The organism is Bradyrhizobium sp. Mp27 (genome assembly GCF_029953005.1).
GTDB classification, from domain to species: domain Bacteria; phylum Pseudomonadota; class Alphaproteobacteria; order Rhizobiales; family Xanthobacteraceae; genus Bradyrhizobium; species Bradyrhizobium barranii.
On the sequence record NZ_JASAUS010000014.1, the window covers coordinates 1 to 17,577 of the forward strand.

At 64.1% G+C, this 17,577-nt stretch carries 17 protein-coding genes; 2 read left to right on the top strand and 15 right to left on the bottom strand.

Translation table 11 applies throughout. From position 1 onward, the window contains the following. Positions 1-87: 87 nt before the first annotated feature. Genes QJT78_RS11000 through nth form a run of 3 tightly spaced genes read right to left on the bottom strand, consistent with a single transcriptional unit; the run spans position 88 to position 3,423 of the window. A complete protein-coding gene (locus tag QJT78_RS11000) occupies positions 88-1,470 on the bottom strand; it encodes an MFS transporter (protein WP_249169739.1) in 1,383 nt (460 codons plus the stop codon). Beyond that, positions 1,457-2,599, bottom strand: a complete 1,143-nt coding sequence (locus QJT78_RS11005) for an HlyD family secretion protein (protein WP_038952269.1) — start codon at positions 2,597-2,599, stop codon at positions 1,457-1,459. The genes QJT78_RS11000 and QJT78_RS11005 overlap by 14 nt, the downstream gene beginning before the upstream one ends. Positions 2,600-2,655: 56 nt before the next feature. Then, positions 2,656-3,423: an endonuclease III gene (gene nth / locus QJT78_RS11010; RefSeq protein WP_028148811.1), complete on the bottom strand. Its 768-nt coding sequence runs from the start codon at positions 3,421-3,423 to the stop codon at positions 2,656-2,658. Positions 3,424-3,445: 22 nt separating this feature from the next. Between nth and QJT78_RS11015 the strand changes: the two genes are divergently transcribed. Further along, complete coding sequence (locus tag QJT78_RS11015) at positions 3,446-3,979, top strand: DUF2244 domain-containing protein (protein WP_028148810.1); 534 nt, start codon at positions 3,446-3,448, stop codon at positions 3,977-3,979. 55 nt (positions 3,980-4,034) lie between these two features. Beyond that, positions 4,035-4,931 (top strand): bifunctional helix-turn-helix domain-containing protein/methylated-DNA--[protein]-cysteine S-methyltransferase, encoded by an 897-nt coding sequence (locus QJT78_RS11020; protein WP_028148809.1) that lies wholly within the window; start codon positions 4,035-4,037, stop codon positions 4,929-4,931. 123 nt (positions 4,932-5,054) lie between these two features. On the opposite strand, the gene QJT78_RS11025 is transcribed toward QJT78_RS11020, so the two are convergent. From QJT78_RS11025 to dnaJ, 12 genes are all read right to left on the bottom strand, one after another. Beyond that, entirely contained in the window at positions 5,055-5,678 is a 624-nt protein-coding gene (locus tag QJT78_RS11025; RefSeq protein WP_014490847.1) for a 2,3-bisphosphoglycerate-dependent phosphoglycerate mutase, read from the bottom strand. Between the two features lie 106 nt (positions 5,679-5,784). Next, the gene (gene dapB, locus QJT78_RS11030) at positions 5,785-6,600 is read right to left on the bottom strand and encodes a 4-hydroxy-tetrahydrodipicolinate reductase (RefSeq protein ID WP_028148808.1); all 816 of its coding nucleotides are present in this window, start codon (positions 6,598-6,600) and stop codon (positions 5,785-5,787) included. A gap of 103 nt (positions 6,601-6,703) precedes the next feature. Further along, complete coding sequence (locus QJT78_RS11035; protein ID WP_348652386.1) at positions 6,704-7,615, bottom strand: M23 family metallopeptidase; 912 nt, start codon at positions 7,613-7,615, stop codon at positions 6,704-6,706. A 115-nt stretch (positions 7,616-7,730) separates the two neighbouring features. Continuing rightward, positions 7,731-8,813 carry a helix-turn-helix transcriptional regulator gene (locus tag QJT78_RS11040; protein ID WP_028148806.1) on the bottom strand — a complete coding sequence of 361 codons (1,083 nt, stop codon included), beginning with the start codon at positions 8,811-8,813 and terminating at the stop codon, positions 7,731-7,733. A 178-nt stretch (positions 8,814-8,991) separates the two neighbouring features. After that, entirely contained in the window at positions 8,992-10,353 is a 1,362-nt protein-coding gene (locus tag QJT78_RS11045; protein WP_028148805.1) for an HlyD family type I secretion periplasmic adaptor subunit, read from the bottom strand. After that, positions 10,350-12,065 (bottom strand): type I secretion system permease/ATPase, encoded by a 1,716-nt coding sequence (locus QJT78_RS11050; RefSeq protein ID WP_240537658.1) that lies wholly within the window; start codon positions 12,063-12,065, stop codon positions 10,350-10,352. The genes QJT78_RS11045 and QJT78_RS11050 overlap by 4 nt, the downstream gene beginning before the upstream one ends. Before the next feature lie 122 nt (positions 12,066-12,187). Then, positions 12,188-13,489, bottom strand: a complete 1,302-nt coding sequence (locus QJT78_RS11055) for a calcium-binding protein (protein ID WP_028148803.1) — start codon at positions 13,487-13,489, stop codon at positions 12,188-12,190. Positions 13,490-13,898: 409 nt separating this feature from the next. Further along, the gene (locus tag QJT78_RS11060; protein WP_028148802.1) at positions 13,899-14,201 is read right to left on the bottom strand and encodes a DUF1330 domain-containing protein; all 303 of its coding nucleotides are present in this window, start codon (positions 14,199-14,201) and stop codon (positions 13,899-13,901) included. A gap of 73 nt (positions 14,202-14,274) precedes the next feature. Next, positions 14,275-14,988, bottom strand: a complete 714-nt coding sequence (pyrF, locus tag QJT78_RS11065; RefSeq protein ID WP_028148801.1) for an orotidine-5'-phosphate decarboxylase — start codon at positions 14,986-14,988, stop codon at positions 14,275-14,277. A 6-nt stretch (positions 14,989-14,994) separates the two neighbouring features. After that, the gene (locus QJT78_RS11070) at positions 14,995-15,573 is read right to left on the bottom strand and encodes an NAD(P)H-dependent oxidoreductase (RefSeq protein WP_028148800.1); all 579 of its coding nucleotides are present in this window, start codon (positions 15,571-15,573) and stop codon (positions 14,995-14,997) included. A 57-nt stretch (positions 15,574-15,630) separates the two neighbouring features. Next, the gene (locus tag QJT78_RS11075; protein ID WP_028148799.1) at positions 15,631-16,230 is read right to left on the bottom strand and encodes an rRNA adenine N-6-methyltransferase family protein; all 600 of its coding nucleotides are present in this window, start codon (positions 16,228-16,230) and stop codon (positions 15,631-15,633) included. Between the two features lie 88 nt (positions 16,231-16,318). After that, the gene (gene dnaJ / locus QJT78_RS11080) at positions 16,319-17,446 is read right to left on the bottom strand and encodes a molecular chaperone DnaJ (RefSeq protein WP_281460230.1); all 1,128 of its coding nucleotides are present in this window, start codon (positions 17,444-17,446) and stop codon (positions 16,319-16,321) included. Between the last annotated feature and the right edge of the window lie 131 nt (positions 17,447-17,577).

Genomic DNA, 17,577 nt, shown 5'->3' on the forward strand with positions numbered 1-17,577 from the left:
TAGTCTCGGTCATGGCGTATCGCTCTCCTCGAGAGGTTCTGGCAGGCTCGTCACCCGCCTCGATACGCCGCCTTCCTCACACCGTCATCACCCAGATTCCGCCATAGCTCCCACATCGGCATCGCCGACCATAAGGTTCTGGCCGAGATAGAACGAATGGACCTGCTCGCGCACGCGCAGCCAGGTTCCCATCAGCGCGATGCCGATCTCTGCGCCGCCGAGCCGCATGATCTGGATGTAGGCGGCAAAGGAGGTGGCGCGGCTCGGATCGGCGTTCGACAGCAGCGTGATGATGAGCGGCAGCAGGATCAGCGACTGCCCGATCGCCTGGAGCAGCACGATGCCGACAAAATCCTCGCGCGCCCAGACATGGCTGAGCTGCGTACCCCAGAGATTGGCCGCGGCAAAACAGGCAAAGCCCAGCACCACGACAAGCCGCGTATCGAAATGCCGCAGCAGCCAGATCGAGATCGGCACCAGCACGAACATCGGCAGCGCGCCGTAGGTGAGCAGCAACATCCCGCTCTGCTCCGGCCTGAGCAGAACGACATTGCCGAGGAAATTCGGCACCAGCGACGAGTTGGAGAGGCTGGTCAGCGTGTAGAGCAGGATCAAGACCAGCCCCAACCCGACATTGCGCGAGAACAGCACGTTCACATGCGCCCAGGGCTGTCGCACCAGCGACTCGTTGACGAGGAAGCCTGCGAACAGCGCCACACCGCTGACGAGCAGCGCCATCACCGTGCCGGAGCCGAGCCAGTCCAGGCGATTGCCCTGATCGAGGCCGGCATAGATCATCGAGACCGCCGCGCCGAGCAGCAGCATGCCGCCCCAATCGGCCTCGCGCAGCAGCGTGCGGTTCACCGGCTCGCTCGGCGTGCCCAGATAAACCATCAGGCCCATCAAGGGCGCGATCACGACGCTCTGCCAGTACATCCATTGCCAGCCGAGATGGTCGACATAGAAGCCGACCAGCGAGCTCGACGTATCCAGCGCAAAGCCGACCCGGATCGAATAGAGCGAGATCGCCGGCACCCACCATCGGATCGGCAGGTTTCGTAACACGATCATGAGCGTCGCAGGCACGAAGGTGCCGAGCAGCAGGCCATGAACGACGCTGAGCGCGAGCAGCGTCGGATAATCGTGCACGAAGGGAATGATCAGCGACACCGCGGCGTAGACGAGGCTCGGGATGCCGAGCACGCGGCGCAGGCCGAACACCGTCGCGAGCCACGCCACCGCCGGCGCAATCAGGATCTGCGAGCCGATGCCTGCGGTCGAAAGCCAGGCGCCCTCGTCAAACGAGAGCGAGAACGCACCGCGCAGGTCCGGCAGGCCGACCGTGGTCAGCCGGCTGTCGAAATTGGCGAGGAACGAGCCGAGCAGCACCGCCGCCACGGCAAACAACGGCTGTGGCGCGATGCCTCCGCGCGACAGAGGTCCGCGGCCGGCATCGTCATTTTCCGCCATTCGCGGCCTTCGTGTCGATACTGGTGACGACCGACATGCCCGGCACCAGCCGCGCCAGCAGCGGCTGGTTGTCGTCGAACTGGATGCGCACGGGAATGCGCTGCACGACCTTGGTGAAATTGCCGGTCGCATTGTCCGGCGGCAGCAGGGCCACCTGCGCGCCGGTCGCGGGCGCGATGCGCTCCACCTTGCCGCGCAGCTTCTCGCGCGGGAAGCCATCGACGGTGATCTCGACCGGCTGGCCCGGCGCGACATGCGTGAGCTGGGTCTCCTTGTAATTCGCGATCACATAGACCTTCGGCAGCGGCACCACGTTGATGAGGTTGGTGCCGATGTTGACGTAGTCGCCGGGCTGCACCTGGCGCTCGCCGACGACGCCGTCGAACGGCGCGGTGATCCTGGTATAGCCGAGCTTCAGCTTCGCGCTCGCCAGCGTCGCCTTGGCCGCCGCGACGTCGGCGGCGCGCTGCTTCTTGGTGCCCTGCAGAACTTCGAGTTGATGCTGCTGCGCGGCGATGACGGCGCGACTGGCACGCACGTCGGCCTGCGCCTTCGCATAGCCCGCGACGGCCTGTTCCAGCCGCTGCCGCGTGCCGGCTTCCGTCTGCGTCAGGGATTTCTGACGATCCTGCTCCTGCCGGGCCTCGACTTCCAACGCTTCCGCTGACAGCTGCGCGGCCTGCGCCTGCGCGATGGTCGCATATTGCAGCTCGATCTGGTTGCTCAGATTGTCGAGCACGGCCTGCGCGGCGGCGACAGCGGCCTCGGACTGCGCGACCTGGGCCTCGTAGTCGGCGGGATCGATCTGGATCAGGAGATCGCCGGTCTTGACGCGCTGGAAGTCGGTCACCCCGACGGTCAGCACTTCACCGGAGACGCGGCTTGCAAGCCGCGTCAGGTCGGCGCGCACATAGGCGTCGTTGGTGGTCTGGATCACGGCGTTGCCGACCCATTCGTCGAAGCGCAGCGTCGCCAGTGCGACGAAAGCGAGCGCGACGATGACGGCGAACAGGGGGATCGCGAGCCGGCTCCAGAGCGAGCTCGCCGGCCGCTGCGTCGGCTTCGGCGGCGGAGCCGGTGCCGCGGCCGGCGGTGGCGCTGGCGATGAGATTTGTTCTTGCTGACTCACGACATGTCCCCAAAACCGGCTTGCTTCACATCGCCCCCCGAAACGACGGTGCCACCTCAGACCGTCTTCTCCGGCCACCGGCAGAGATCGTTGATCAGGCAAACCTCGCAGCGCGGCTTGCGCGCGAGGCAAGTATAGCGGCCGTGCAGGATCAGCCAATGATGGGCGTGCAGCATGAACTCGGCCGGGATCACCTTTTCGAGACCAAGCTCGACTTCGAGCGGCGTCTTGCCGGGAGCGAGCCCGGTGCGATTGCCGACGCGGAAGACATGCGTGTCCACCGCCATGGTGTGCTCGCCGAAGGCCATGTTGAGCACCACGTTGGCGGTCTTGCGGCCAGCCCCGGGCAGCGACTCGATCTCGGCGCGCGTGCGCGGCACCTCGCCGCCGAATTCGCTGAGCACCTTTGCCGACAGCGCAATTACGTTCCTGGCCTTGGTGCGATAGAGGCCGATGGTCTTGATGTACTCGCGCAAGCGCTCTTCGCCGAGGTCGAGCATCTTCTGCGGCGTGTCGGCGATCTCGAACAATGCGCGCGTCGCCTTGTTGACCCCGGCATCGGTGGCCTGCGCCGACAGCACCACGGCGACCAGCAGCGTGAACGGATTGACGTGCTCGAGCTCGCCTTTCGGCTCCGGATTGGCCTTGCGGAAACGGCTGAAGACCTCGTGGATCTCGGCCGGCGTCCAAGGTTTGGTAGAATTGGGTCTTGTGGCCTTGAGCGATTTCCTGGCGGGAGCCTTCGGCTTCGCAACTATCGCCTTTGCCTTTTTCTTCGGCACGGACGCTTTGCGCGGGGCCGGCTTGCGGGTGATTTTCGCCATGATCGGGATATACTGAGGGACGATGAGCACAGGCAACGAAATTGAGCGCGAGCGATCTGAACGCGAGACGGAGCCTCAGATCTTCTCCGCGCTCCTGACGCCGCACCGCTCGCTGAACCGCACCGGCTTCCTCGCCGTGATGCTGTTCCTGAGCGCGGTGAGCTTTGCCACCGGCCTCGCCTTCCTGATGAAGGGCGCGTGGCCGGTGTTGGGCTTTTTCGGCCTCGACGTGCTGGTCGTTTGGTGGGCCTTCAAGGCCAATTTCCGTACCGCGCGAGCGCGCGAGGAGATTTCGGTCACGGCGTCCGAACTGCGGGTGCGGCGCATCAGTCATCGCGGCCAGGTCGCCGAATGGACGTTCAATCCGCTCTGGGTCCGCCTCGACATGGAGGTCGACGAGGATTTTGGCATCGAGCATCTCTATCTGATCTCGCGCGGTCACCAGATCCAGATCGCCCGCTTCCTCGGCCCGGACGAAAAAGCAAATTTTTACAAAGGCTTGATTGAGGCCCTGAACGCCGCCAAGCGCGGCCCGACCTACAACCCGGTCTCCTGAGTCCGGATCGGAAATCGGGTGGTTTCGGCCCGGCGCCACGCCTACATTTCCAGTCATGATGACACTCGCCATAAATGACCAGCGCCTGGCCAAGCCGGGCTCCCAGAACGCCGCGTTGCGCGATTACGATTCCGTGCGCCGGGCGATCGCGTTCATCTCGGAGAACTGGCGCAGCCAGCCGGCCATCGAAGCGATGGCCGATGCGGCGGGCGTCACGCCGGATGAGCTGCACCATCTGTTCCGCCGCTGGGCCTCGATCACGCCGAAGGCGTTTATGCAGGCGCTGACGCTCGATCACGCCAAGGGACTGTTGCGGGACTCCGCGAGCATTCTCGATGCCGCGCTCGACTCAGGTCTTTCAGGGCCGGGCCGGCTGCACGATCTCTTCGTCACCCATGAAGCGATGTCGCCCGGCGAATGGAAGAACGGCGGCGCGGGCCTGACGCTGCGCTACGGCTTCCATCCCTCGCCGTTCGGCACGGCGATCGTGATCGCCACCGACCGCGGCCTGTCAGGACTTGCGTTCGCCGATCCCGGTGAGGAGAAGGTCGCGCTCGCCGACATGACGCGGCGATGGCGCAACGCAACTTACGTCGAGGATCACGAAGGCACCGCACCGCTCGCACAGCGCATCTTCGACACCAAGCTGTGGCGGCCGGACCAGCCGTTGCGCGTGGTGATGATCGGCACCGATTTCGAGGTGCGGGTCTGGGAGACGCTGCTGAAGATCCCGATGGGTCGCGCGGTGTCCTATTCCGACATCGCCTGTAACATCAACAGCCCGAAGGCCTCACGCGCCGTCGGCGCTGCGGTCGGAAAGAACCCGGTCTCGTTCGTCGTGCCCTGCCACCGCGCGCTCGGCAAGAGCGGCACGCTCACCGGCTATCACTGGGGCATCACCCGCAAGCAGGCGATGCTGGGCTGGGAGGCCGGGCAGCTGGGGATGCAGTAGGCCCCGCTTCCGTAGGGTGGGCAAAGGCGCATAGCGCCGTGCCCACCATTCTTCCGCGATCGCTGACACATGGTGGGCACGCTACGCTTTGCCCACTCTACGATTCCGCGCTTGTCGCGAAGCTCAGCCCGCCAGATCCAGCTTCGAGGCCACCGTCGAATCCGCGTTGAGCCGGTAGATGATCGGCACACCGGTCGCGAGCTCGCGCTTCAAAATGCCTTCGGGCGAGAGCTTTTCCAGCACCATGATCAGCGCGCGCAGCGAGTTGCCGTGGGCGGCGACCAGCGTGCGCTTGCCGTTGAGCACGCCGGGCAGGATCTCCTGCACGTAATAGGGCAGCGCGCGCGCCAGCGTGTCCTTCAGGCTTTCGCCGCCGGGCGGCGGCACGTCGTAGGAGCGGCGCCAGATCAGCACCTGGTCCTCGCCCCATTTCTTGCGGGCGTCGTCCTTGTTGAGGCCGGAGAGATCGCCATAGTCGCGCTCGTTCAGCGCGAGGTCTTTGGAGGTCGGCAGGCCCTTCTGGTCGAGCTCGCCGAGAATGAGATCGAGCGTGTGCTGCGCGCGCGTCAAGACCGAGGTGTAGGCGACGTCGAACACGAGGCCCTGCGCCTTCAGCTTGCGGCCGGCTTCCGTGGCTTCCTTCACGCCGAGCTCGGTGAGATCAGGATCCTTCCAGCCCGTGAACAGGTTCTTCAGATTCCACTCGCTCTGACCGTGGCGCACGAGCACGAGGAGACGTTCGCTCATTGACTGCTTTCCATTGAGGTTATTGTTGAGGAATGATCTTGGCGGAAAGCCGCTTCACATCTTGCGCTAACGCGGCCCTTCGGGTCCGATTCATGCTCCAGCTCGCTCAGATGTCCGCGAGACCGAGCACGTCGGCCATGGAGTAGTGCCCCGGCTTCTTGCCATGCGCCCACAGCGCCGCCTTGAGCGCACCGTGTGCGAACAGCATGCGGTCTTCGGCGAGATGCGACAGCGTCAGGCGTTCGAACGGACCGAGGAAGGTCACGCTGTGCTCGCCGGCGACGGTGCCGCCGCGCAAGGAGGCAAAGCCGATGTCGCCCGGCTTGCGCGCGCCGGTGATGCCGTCGCGGCCGCGATCCGAATGCTCATCGAGCGAGATGCCGCGGCCGGCGGCAGCGGCCTGGCCCAGCATCAGCGCAGTGCCCGAGGGCGCATCGATCTTCATGCGGTGGTGGGTTTCCACGACCTCGATGTCGAAGCTCTCGTCGAGTGCCTTGGCGACGCGCTTGACCACCGCGGCGAGCAGATTGACGCCCAGGCTCATATTGCCCGACTGCACCACGACCGCACGGTTGGTGACGCTCTTGATCACGGCGTTGTCGGAGGCCGACAGTCCGGTGGTGCCGATGACGTGCACGATGCCGCGCTCGGCCGCGATCGCGACATTGGCGATGGTCGCGGCCGGCACGGTGAAATCAAGGATGCCGTCGGCGTCCTTCGACATCGCCCAGAGGTCGGCCGAGAGTTTGACGCCGTTGGCCGGCAGGCCCGCGAGCACGCCGGCATCCTTGCCGAGCAGCTCCGAGCCGGGCGCCTCCAGGGCTCCCGCCAGCACCGCGCCTTCGGTGTCGGCAATGGCTCGTGCCAGCGCCCGGCCCATCCGGCCGCCTGCCCCAGCAACAATCAAACGCATATCGGACATGGTTCACCCTCTCCACGCCCTATAGCGGGAGCGGGCCGTTCCGGCAACCGATCAGGCCTTCAAAAGGCCCGTGGCGCGGGTCTCCCCACGCACAGGTGCAACGCTAGAGCATGAGCTCCAGCTCTTTCCTGAGCACGATCTGGCCATCGCGCTCGACAACATAAGTGGCCTTGTAGGAGCCGCGTTCCCACCCCCCCGGAGGCCGCTTCTTCCCCGCAAAGAGCATGAATTGCGCCTTGTTGGCCTGAAGTGGTGCAGACCGATTTTCCGCGATGACGTTGTCGAGGGGATCCTTGATGACCAACCATTGCGCATCGCCCGCCTTCAGCCCGATAGCGCGCACGAACGCGACGATCGCCATCGAACCGGCGGACGGCTTTTGGCTCTCGGCACTGCCGTCCTCGATGAGTTCCATCGTGACCGGCCCCGTCGTAAAGCCTGCATTGAGGATGGCTCGTTCCTGGTACTCGAGTTTCGGGCGGAGGGCAGCAAGCCAGAGCGATTGACCGCCCTCGCAAGACTCGGGACGAACGCCGTACGCAAAGGGATCGACCACCGCGCCATTGTGCCTCACGGTGAAATGCAGGTGAGGATACTCCGTGAGGCCGGAGAGTCCGACACGGCCGATCGACTGTCCGAGGTCGACCTTGTCTCCAGGCTTGACCAACACACTGCCGGCGGCGAGGTGGCAGTACTGGGTTTCCCACCGCTCCGGATGTTCGATGACGACGCCATTGCCACATTCGGCCTCGCGCACCGCTTCGCGTCCCGATTTTGTGAAGGCGCCGTCCGGCGCGTCATTGCGTGTACGAAGAATGCGGCCGCCCGCCGCTGCGCGCACGTCCACGCCGGCCTTTTGCGCTGCCAGTGACGGCAAACGAAAGTCGGTGCCGTTGTGGTCGTCATAAGTCAGCGTGCCGCATTTGTAATCTCGCGCCGACCGCGACAGATCGAGATCCGTGTAATTCTGGATGTAGCAGGTGCGGCCAGGCTCGCAGGCAATCGGCAGCGCCAATTGAATGCTCTCGGCATGGGCAGGGAAGCCGGCCCCGGCCAATGCCAGGGCAGCGAACGCCCGGTAGAGGAAACCTGCGCAGCCCATGCGCCTCGACATCGCGGAGAACCCCTACTCAGTCAGGCGAATGCTTGCCAGCCGTCCGCAATCTCATCGGACCCTCTTCGTCCAATCGACCGTCGGAGGCCGGCCGGCTCACCCAGTTCTCGCGCCTGCCAGCGCCAAAAGGCGACTGGGTGAGATGATACAGCAGAAAGAACTCCGACTGTCGGTTGATCCCCAGTTTGAGCATGATCCTCTTGGTGTAGGTTCGCACTGTTGCCTCGGTCAGCCCAAGCTCGGCTCCAATATCGCGAGGGCACTGGAATTGAAGAATCCGGGCGACGATTCTCTCCTCGGCCCAGTTCAACCCGAAGGCTGACGCAATGCAGTGCGCGCCCTGCGCGTCATCGAATTGCGGCACGACGATGAGGGCCTGTCCCAGCTTGTCATGCGTTGGAACAGCGCCGATCTTGGCGAAGGCGAATTGCTGACGATCCGTCGAGAGCGGTACCGTAGTGTTGAACCATCCATGAGTCCCGCTCTCGATGAGCACCTTCCCGATTGCCCCCCGCAAGCTCTCGGTCACGGAAGCGCATGAGCCGGCGAGCCTGCCTCCATCCATCCTGAGCAGCTCGCGCTTGGCAAGCAGCACGCGTCCACCACGATTGACTGCGTAAAGGTGCAGGCCCTGGTCCACGACGATGGCGGGAAACGTCAGCTCTTCGAGCCAGAGTTGCGCATCGACCTGCCCCGGCGCTTGCCGGGCGAGTGAATGAGCAGCCTTCCATAACGGGCGCACGGTATGCGCCAAGCCGGGAATCTCCGATGCCGCAAGCGCGGCCGGTCGCCATCCGGCCACGAACACGACCGTGGTTCGCTCATCGGAAGCAAACCTGCCAATGACTGAATGACTCTTTACCGGGGGTTCCGCGCCGATCAACTTGCGGACGAAGGAGGTCCGGGAATTGATCGGCTCGAGCGAGGCGACGTCCTCGGCGGTGCCCTTGCGCGCAAATCGCTCAACCATCGTCGCGCATGACGGATCGGCAGGAGCGTCTCCGATTCTGGCTTCTTCCAGCCCGGAGGCGGATAGCATGGCTACGTAGCAGCTCCTGCAGCCGAGCAATTCCGCCATGGCCTTCGCGAAATATTCCATTGCGGCCTGGTGCGGGCGCGGCTCCGGACGAGACCCTGACGGACCGCATCCGTCGTTGCCTTGCTTCGAGGCGCGCTCGACGCAATCGGAACGAAAATCATCCTGTGCGGAAGGTAGTGCCTTACTGCACTCATGCACGGTCGCCTCCCTCATAGGCCGGCCCACCCCTTACCAGCGCTTAATTCTCCCTGAACGCACGGTTGATCCGTAACGTCATCGGCTGCAAAAGATATTCCGCAAAGGTTCGTTCCCCCGTCTCGACAAATATCTCGACAGGCATTCCAGGCATCAATGTGGAGATGTAGGGGGCCGTCGGCGCGTTGGGGTCGAGCTCAACCTCGGCCAAATAGGAGCTGTCGCCTGAACGGGTGTCGGTCAGTGCGTCTGCCGCAACGCCGACCACCCTTCCCTCGAGCATCGGCCGGCGGCGAATGTTCAGCGCGTGAACCCGCACACGCGCCATCTGTCCGACATAGACCTCTTCCCGATCGGCAGGCTTCAATGTCGCCTCGATGACAAGCCGATCTTGCATCGGAACGATTTCCAAAAGGGTTTCCCGAGGTCCAAGCACGGCATTGAGGTCCCTGCTGTTGAGGCCGACGATCCTTCCACTTTCCGGGGCACGCAATTCAGACCGGACAAGCTGGGCACGCAACGCGGCAATTCGATGTCTGAGGTCGCCGATCTCCTCGCTCGTCGCATGCCGCTGCTTGGCGATATCCTGATTTTGGTTGAACCCCAGCTGCCGGCGTCTGTCCTGCAACTCCGCGATCTTGCCCTGCATCTCCGAGATTGACGCGGCATTGCGATCGACCTGTCCGGTGGCCTCGGCTTCGGCCCGTTGCAAGGCCAGCAAACGCGGTTTCCGGGCGAGGCCCTTTGCGAGGAGATAACTCGTGTCGGCGATCTCTTCCCGCAACAGCTTGAGTTGCTGTTCAAGTCCTTGGGTGTTGCTCTGCAGGCCGCGGATGGTGTCCGCGTTTTGCAGCATCTGCTGATCGATCACCTTGCGCTCGTTCTCAATCGCGGCCAGTCGCGCGGCAAATTCAGCCTGCTGGGTTTGAACGGCGATACGTGCGGAGAGACGCGTCGCACTTTCCCGCAATTCGTCCGGAAACCGGATTGACTTCGCACCGTCTTGCTCCGCCGCCAGCCGGGCCTCCATCGCCAGGTCAGCAAAGAACTTCGTTTCGAGGGAACCAAGGGTCCCTTCGATCTGCGCGGTGTCGAGCCGTGCAATGAGTTGGCCGGCTTCGACGTGATCGTTCTCCCGGACATAGATCGATTTGATGATTCCGCCTTCCAGATGTTGCACCGCCTTGCGCTTCGAATGGACCTTGATGAATCCTGGTGCCACGACGGCGCCGCGGAGCGGAACCGTGGTTGCCCACAAGCCGAAGCCGCAAAATTGCAGGACGAGCAGTACACAGCCCCATGCGATGATCCGTCGCATGTCGGATCGCGGCTGCTCCGTCGGCCATGTCTTCGACCGGCCGACAACAGGCGCGGACATCGCGGAGGCATGACCGGTCTGCGTCATGGAATGACCCTCCTGCCTGGCAGCCGCTGAGGTTCGACATTGCGCGGGAGCCCTGCCGAACCCGGGACCGGTGCCGGCCGCTGGCCGCGAAGAACATCATATGGCGGTCCGAAGGCGACCTGGTTGCCGTCCCTCAACAGCAGCACGGCATCGGCGATGGTCAACAGCCGCGGCCGGTGGGTGACGATCACCGACGCTGCACCGCGCGCCTTGGCCGATTGAATGGCGGAGCACAACGCTTCTTCGCCGTCCGGATCGAGATTGGCATTGGGCTCATCCAGCAGGATCAATTTGCGATCGCCGAAGAAGGCGCGTGCAAGACCAATGCGCTGACGCTGGCCACCGGAAAGCCTGCAGCCGTCGCGGCCGATCTCGGTCTGGTAGCCGGCCGGAAGGGACAGGATCATCTCATGCGCCTGCGCGAGCATGGCCGCGGCGACGATGGCCTCGTCCCGTGCGTATTCGTCGAACCCGGCAATGGCTTCGGCCACTGTTCCATCCAGGAGCTGCACGTCCTGGGGGAGATAGCCGACGAATTGCCCAAGCTGGTCGGGATCCCAGGTATGGAGTGCTGCGTGGTCCAACCGGATCGTACCGCTGGTCGGCCGCTCGAGGCCCGCCATCAAGCGCAGCAATGTGGATTTTCCGGCGCCGGTCGGTCCGATCACGACGACTAGCTCGGACGGCCGGCATTGAAAGGATATGCCCGCGAGGATGGGACGCTGCGTCCCGCCAATCCGGAATGTCACCCGTTCGACCTTGAGCATGCCGGCTGGCGGCGGAAGCAACGTCTTCCGCGGACGCGCAAGCACCGGCATCGCGGCGTTGCAGACCTGCGTCCAGGCGTCCTGCGCAGATGCCAGCGCGCGCCAGGCCGAGACCAACCCTTCCATGGGCTGTAACGTGCGCGCTATCAGGATTGAGCTCGCGATCAGACTGCCGGACAGCACCTCGTTCTGGAGCACGAGCCAGGCACCGGCGCCGATCGCGGCGATCTGCAGGATGGTCCTGACCATTCGCGCGGCGGCGCTAATCGTGTGGATGCGTTCGCTGGCCCGCACCACCGGAGACAGGGCTTCGTCATTGAGGCTCATGAACGCGCGGATAGCGCCCCGGGTCCAGCCCATCGCCCGCACCACGCTGGAGTGCCGGACGATTCCATCGAGCAACGCCTGCGTCTTCAACGCGGCCTGCGAAGCCTGCGCAATTTCCCCGCGCGCGATCCAGTGGCTTGCAACACCCATCGCCAGCAGGACCGCCACCCCGATCAGGGCTATGACGCCGTACCAGGGGTGCAGGAAGAACAGGATGAGAATGAACACCGGGAGGAATGGAGCATCTATCAGCGATGTGACCGTTCCGCTCGACAGGAAAGTTCTCAACTCGCGAAGCTTGACCAGATCGTGCTGCCGGCCGTCGCCCGGCGCCGCGCCGGTGATGCTGCCTTCAAGGATGATCGGAGCGAGGCAGTGCTCGAACCCGACCGCGAACCGGCTCAACAGGCGGTTACGAAACGTGTCGAAGGCGGCGCTGAAGGCGAGAGCGCCGACGGCGATGACGGTGAGGCCGACAAGCGTCTCGACGCTTCCGCTGCTGAGCACGCGGTCGAACACTTCGATGGAATAGAAAGGTACGACCAGCAGCAGCAGGTTTATGGACACGCTGAAGCAGACGATCCACACCAATGCGAATCGTCCCGGAATCAAGGCCACCAGCAATCTCTGACCAGATGCTGGGATCACACCACGGTTACGCGAATACATAACTTGCCGGCACTATCACTGACTGAAATGAGGGCGGGGCGGCCTGACAGCCGCCCCGCTACTAGTCGGCGCTAGACAACGTCAACGGCCGTATAACCGGCGGCAGTGTTGATGTCGTCGATCGACTCGAACGGTGTCGCACCGCCCGTGATGCCATCGAGCTGGATGGCGCCGAAGCCGAAATCCAGCACGGTGTTGGTGCCGTCGTCGTCCACCACCACAGTAGCCGGGTCAAAGCCTGGCGGAGCGTCGACAACAACGGCATCGCCATCGGCAAAGCTGAGATCGGTGACTTCATCGTTGCCGAAGTTCGTGGCTGTGTTGTCGCCGAAATTGTGCGTATCGGTACCAGCACCGCCCGTCAGCACATCATCGCCGAGGCCACCGTTGAGGACGTCGGCGCCATTGCCGCCGTCCAACTCGTCATCGCCGTTACCGCCGCTCAGGGTGTCATTGCCGGCGCCGCCCGACAGGATGTCAGCCCCAGCCTCGCCGTTCAGGACATCGGTGCCGTCGCCGCCATCGAGTGTGTCATCTCCGGCGTCGCCGTCGAGCGTGTCGTTGCCGGTTCCGCCGCTCATTTCGTCATCACCGGCGCCGCCGCTCATGGCATCGTTGCCCGCGCCGCCGGCCATCTCGTCGTCTCCGGCATCGCCGAACATCGTATCGTTACCGGCGCCGCCGTCCATGATGTCGTCGCCCGCGTCGCCGTGCATGGTGTCGTTGCCATCGCCACCGTCGAGCGTATCGGCGCCCAAACCGCCGTTCAGGATGTCGTCACCGGTACCGCCGTTCAGCAGGTCATTGCCAAGTCCGCCGTTCAGCGTGTCGTTGCCGGCATCGCCATTCAGAATGTCATCTCCGAATCCACCGTTGAGTACGTCGTTACCGTCGCCGCCATTCAAGACGTCATCGCCGGCGTCGCCGCTCAACGTATCGTCGCCGGCGTCGCCCCACAGGGTGTCGGCACCCGCGCCGCCATGAATGTCATCATTGCCGTCGCCGCCGTGGATGCCGTCGTCGCCGGCGTCACCAAAGAGCTGGTCAGCGCCGGCTCCACCATCGATGGTGTCGTTGCCTTGGTCGCCATGGATGATGTCGGCGCCGGCATTTCCGTTCAGCGTGTCGTCGCCCGCGCCGCCGTTGATCGTGTCGTCGCCGGCGCCACCGGTGATCGTATCGATACCGGCATTGCCATCCAGGGTATCGTTGCCGGCACCGCCATCGATGGAATCATTGCCCGCGCCGCCGCTTACCTCATCATTGCCGTCCAGGCCAGTAATGGTGTCGTTGCCTTGAAGGCCAAAGATCTGATCGTCTACATTCGTGCCAGGCAACACATCGTCGCCTGCTGTTCCGATGATCAGTGCCATGATCTCCACTCCCTTTGCATGGAAATGCGCGATGCGGGTCGCCTTGCGGCCCGTCACGGACGTCGCAAATTTCGGTTTGGCTTGATGCCCATCACCGATCGATGTGGGCTCCGATCAAGCAACCTTGGATGAAAGGAGAGCGATCCAGCAATCCCCATTTGGGGACAAAAGAATACGGCAAGCTGGTGGACCCAATGACGGCCACAATCTTCGTCTCAGGCGCGAACGACCCTCACGCTTTCAAGCGAATGAGTCCGTCAAGGTGATGCAAGGTGATGTCGGCGTAAGTGCGTGCGGAGATGTCTGCGACGCTCTCCCGATCGCGTACGATGATCGTACGCGCGTGCTGCCCGCGAGAGCCGGATAATGCTCGCGTCAATCCAGGATCGGCTCTCGCGGCAATTCGTCTTCAGGGCTGCGGGCCGTCATAGCCCTCGATGATGATGAGGTCGGCGATGGAGTGCGGCTGGCGCACCTTGATGTTGGCCTGGTATTCCGGCGAGTTGTAGCAGGCGATCGCAGTCTCGTAGTCGGGAAATTCAATCACGACGTTGCGCGAGCGGCTTTGGCCTTCGACGGTGGTGAACTTGCCGGCGCGGACGACAAAGCGGCCACCCCATTTCTTGAAGATCGGACCGTTGGCGACGGCATAGGGCTTGTAGCCCTCGTCACTGCTCACGTCCACGCGCCCGATCCAGTAGCCCTTTGCCATTGTTCTTCTCCCTGTTTGTTGATGTCTATCTAAGCATGACCCGACCGGAAAACCGCTGCACGCTTTTTCCAGATCATGCGCCGAGCGCCTGCGCGATCTCGGCCTGGATGGCTTCCGCGATCGCCTTGGGGTCTGTGGCTTCCACCACCGGCCGTCCGACGACGAGGTAATCGGCGCCCGCGGCAATTGCGCGGCCCGGCGTCATGATGCGTTTCTGGTCGCCGCTCGCAGAACCCGCCGGGCGGATGCCGGGGGTGACGAGGCTCATCTGGTGGCCAACGATCTTGCGCAAGGCGCCGACCTCCTCGGGCGAGGACACCAGCCCGTCGACGCCGAGCACCTGCGCCTGCTGCGCGCGCGCTTCGACCAGCTCGGAGACGCTGAGCCGATAGCCGGCCGCATGCAGATCGTCGTCGTTGTAGGACGTCAGCACCGTGACGGCGAGAATCTTCAGGCTCGCGCTACCGCGGCCTTCGACCGCGCCCTTCATGGTCTGCGGATAGGCGTGCACGGTGACGAAGGTTGCACCCAGCTTGGCCACGCTCTCCACACCACGCGTGACGGTGTTGCCGATGTCGTGCATCTTGAGATCGGCAAACACCTTCTTGCCCTTGTCGGCGAGCTTGCCGATCAGCGGCAGGCCGCCGGCATAAGCGAGCTGATAGCCGATCTTGTAGAAGGTGACGCTGTCGCCGAGCCTTGCGATCATCGCCTCCGCGGCGTCAACGCTGGGCAGGTCGAGCGCAACGATCAGGCGGTCCTTCGGGGCGATCTCGGCTGGCGTCATGTCACCTCACATCATGCGTTGGGAAATGTCGATCAATTGCCGCACCAGCTCCTTCAACGCGGCGATGTCGCCCTCGTTCTTCAGCCTGTCCATATCGTCATAGGCCTGGTCGGCAAAGGCGAGCGTGAGCTGGCTGGCAATCACATTGGCGTGGCAGGAGGTCAGGATCAGTCGCAATGCCTGGAGCGCACGGGCCGCACCGAGCCGGCTCTGCGAGGCGCCGGCGAGCGCGAAGGCGCGGTTGCGAAACACGTCGCCGCGCGTCTCGTGCAGCTCATGCACGCGGCTGACCCAGTCGATCGCGTTCTTGAGCAATGGCGGCACCGAGGCGTTATATTCGGGCGAAACGATCAGCACGCCATGATGCGCGCCGATCATGCGCTTGAGATTGATTGCGTGCTTGGGCACGCCCGACTTGGCCTGGAGATCGCCGTCGTAGATCGGCAGCGGAAAATCGGCGAGCGAGATGCGGGTGACGTCGACGCCGGCCTGGGCGAATTCATAGGCGGCGACCGCCGCCAGCTTCGCATTGTGCGAGCCGGTGCGTAGCGAGCCGGGAATGATCAGGATTTTCGGTGCGGACATCCGCTTCCATGCGTTCGGCGAAACGAGTCCGCCGCGCAAAGGGGAATGCCGGCGGAATTAGTCCTTGCGATACACCCAGACGCGGGCCGGCGGAAGGTTCATCCAGATCCGTTCCGAGGCCTCTGTGGACACGCCGGGCAGCGATTTCGGGATCGGCGGCACCACCGCATAGGTGAACTGCACGAAGGGCGCGCCCGGGGTCAGCGCCGCGAAGGCGTCGCGGACCAGCCGGAGCCGCGTCAGCATCGGTTTCGTCACGAGCGGCAGGCCGGAGACGACGGCGGAGGCCGGTGCGCTGAGCACGTTCCAGAGCGTGTCGCGCAGGCGATAGGCATCGCCCTGCACCACCTTGGCTTGCGGATAGCGGTCGCGCAGCAAGGCGCAGAAGCCGGGATTGTATTCGACGAGGACGAGGCGCTTCTGGTCGACGCCGCGCTCGACCAAGGCCGAGGTGATGGCGCCGGTGCCGGGCCCGAGCTCGACCACGGGTGCGTCCGAGTTGACGTCGACGTAATGCGCCATGGTCCGGGCGAGCAGCTTGCCCGAAGGCATCACCGCACCCATGTGCAGCGGCTTTTCGATCCACGATCTGAGAAAACGCACCTCGTCATCGAGACGAGGCTTCTTCAACGCACGCGCGGACGATGGCAATGGCATGTCTGGACCGGACGGGACCGCAGGACCGCGGCGTGTCAGAAAATGGTCATAAACAGGTATAGGCCGAAGGCGGAACGGTCAAGACGAGTCAGGTCGCCCGATTACTGAATAGATCCTTGACCTTGGCGAAGAAGCCGACGGATTCCGGCTGGGTATTACCGGAGGAGAGCTTTTCGAATTCCGCCAGCAATTCCTGCTGCTTCTTGGTGAGATTCTGCGGGGTCTCGACGGCAACCTGGACGTACATGTCGCCCATCTGGCGCGAGCGCACCACCGGCATGCCTTTTGATGCAATGCGGAATCGGCGGCCCGACTGGGTTCCGGCCGGCACCTTCACCTTGGTTTTGCCGCTGTCGATGGTCGGCACCTCGAATTCGCCGCCGAGGGCGGCCGTCACCATCGAGATCGGCACCCGGCAGTGCAAATCGGCGCCGTCGCGCTGGAAGAGCTGGTGCTGGGCCAGCGACAGGAAGATGTAGAGGTCGCCGGGCGGGCCGCCGCGAACCCCGGCCTCGCCCTCGCCGGCGAGCCTGATCCGGGTGCCGTCCTCGACCCCCGGGGGAATGTTGACCGACAGCGTCCGCTCGCGGGTGACCCGGCCCTGGCCGGAGCAGGACGGGCAGGCATCCTCGATCATCTGGCCGCGGCCCTGGCAGCCCGGGCAGGTGCGCTCCAGCGTGAAAAAGCCCTGCGACTGCCGCACGCGGCCGGCGCCGCCGCAGGTCGAGCAGGTCTTCGGCTTGGTGCCGGCCTTGGCGCCGATGCCCGAGCAGGCCTCGCAGGTGACCGAGACCGGAATCTCGATCTGCGCGGTCTTGCCGCCAAAGGCTTCCTCGAGCGTGATTTCCATGTTGTAGCGCAGGTCGGCGCCACGCTCGCGGCCGCCGCGGCCGCGCTGCCCGGCCATGCCGAACAGGTCTTCGAAGATGTCGGAGAAGGAGGAGGCGAAGCCCGCACCGAAACCGGCGCCGCCGCCGGGACCGCCCTGCTCGAAGGCCGCATGGCCGAAGCGGTCATAGGCCGCGCGCTTGTCCTTGTCCTTGAGGACCTCGTAGGCCTCGTTGATTTCCTTGAACTTGACTTCGCTGGTGTCGTCCCCGGGATTGCGGTCCGGGTGGAATTTCATCGCCAGCTTGCGGAAGGACGACTTCAGGACGGTATCGTCGGCTGAACGTTCGACTTCGAGGGTTTCGTAGTAGCAGCGCTTGGTGGACATGGCGGGCTCGGTCTATCCAATCGCGAGTCAAGTCGGAGCGAAACAACGTCGCCACGCGACGATATAGGCAGCCTTCTGCTTCGCGGCAGAGGGCTGCATGGCAGCGTTGAGAATAACGGCTGGGAATTGAT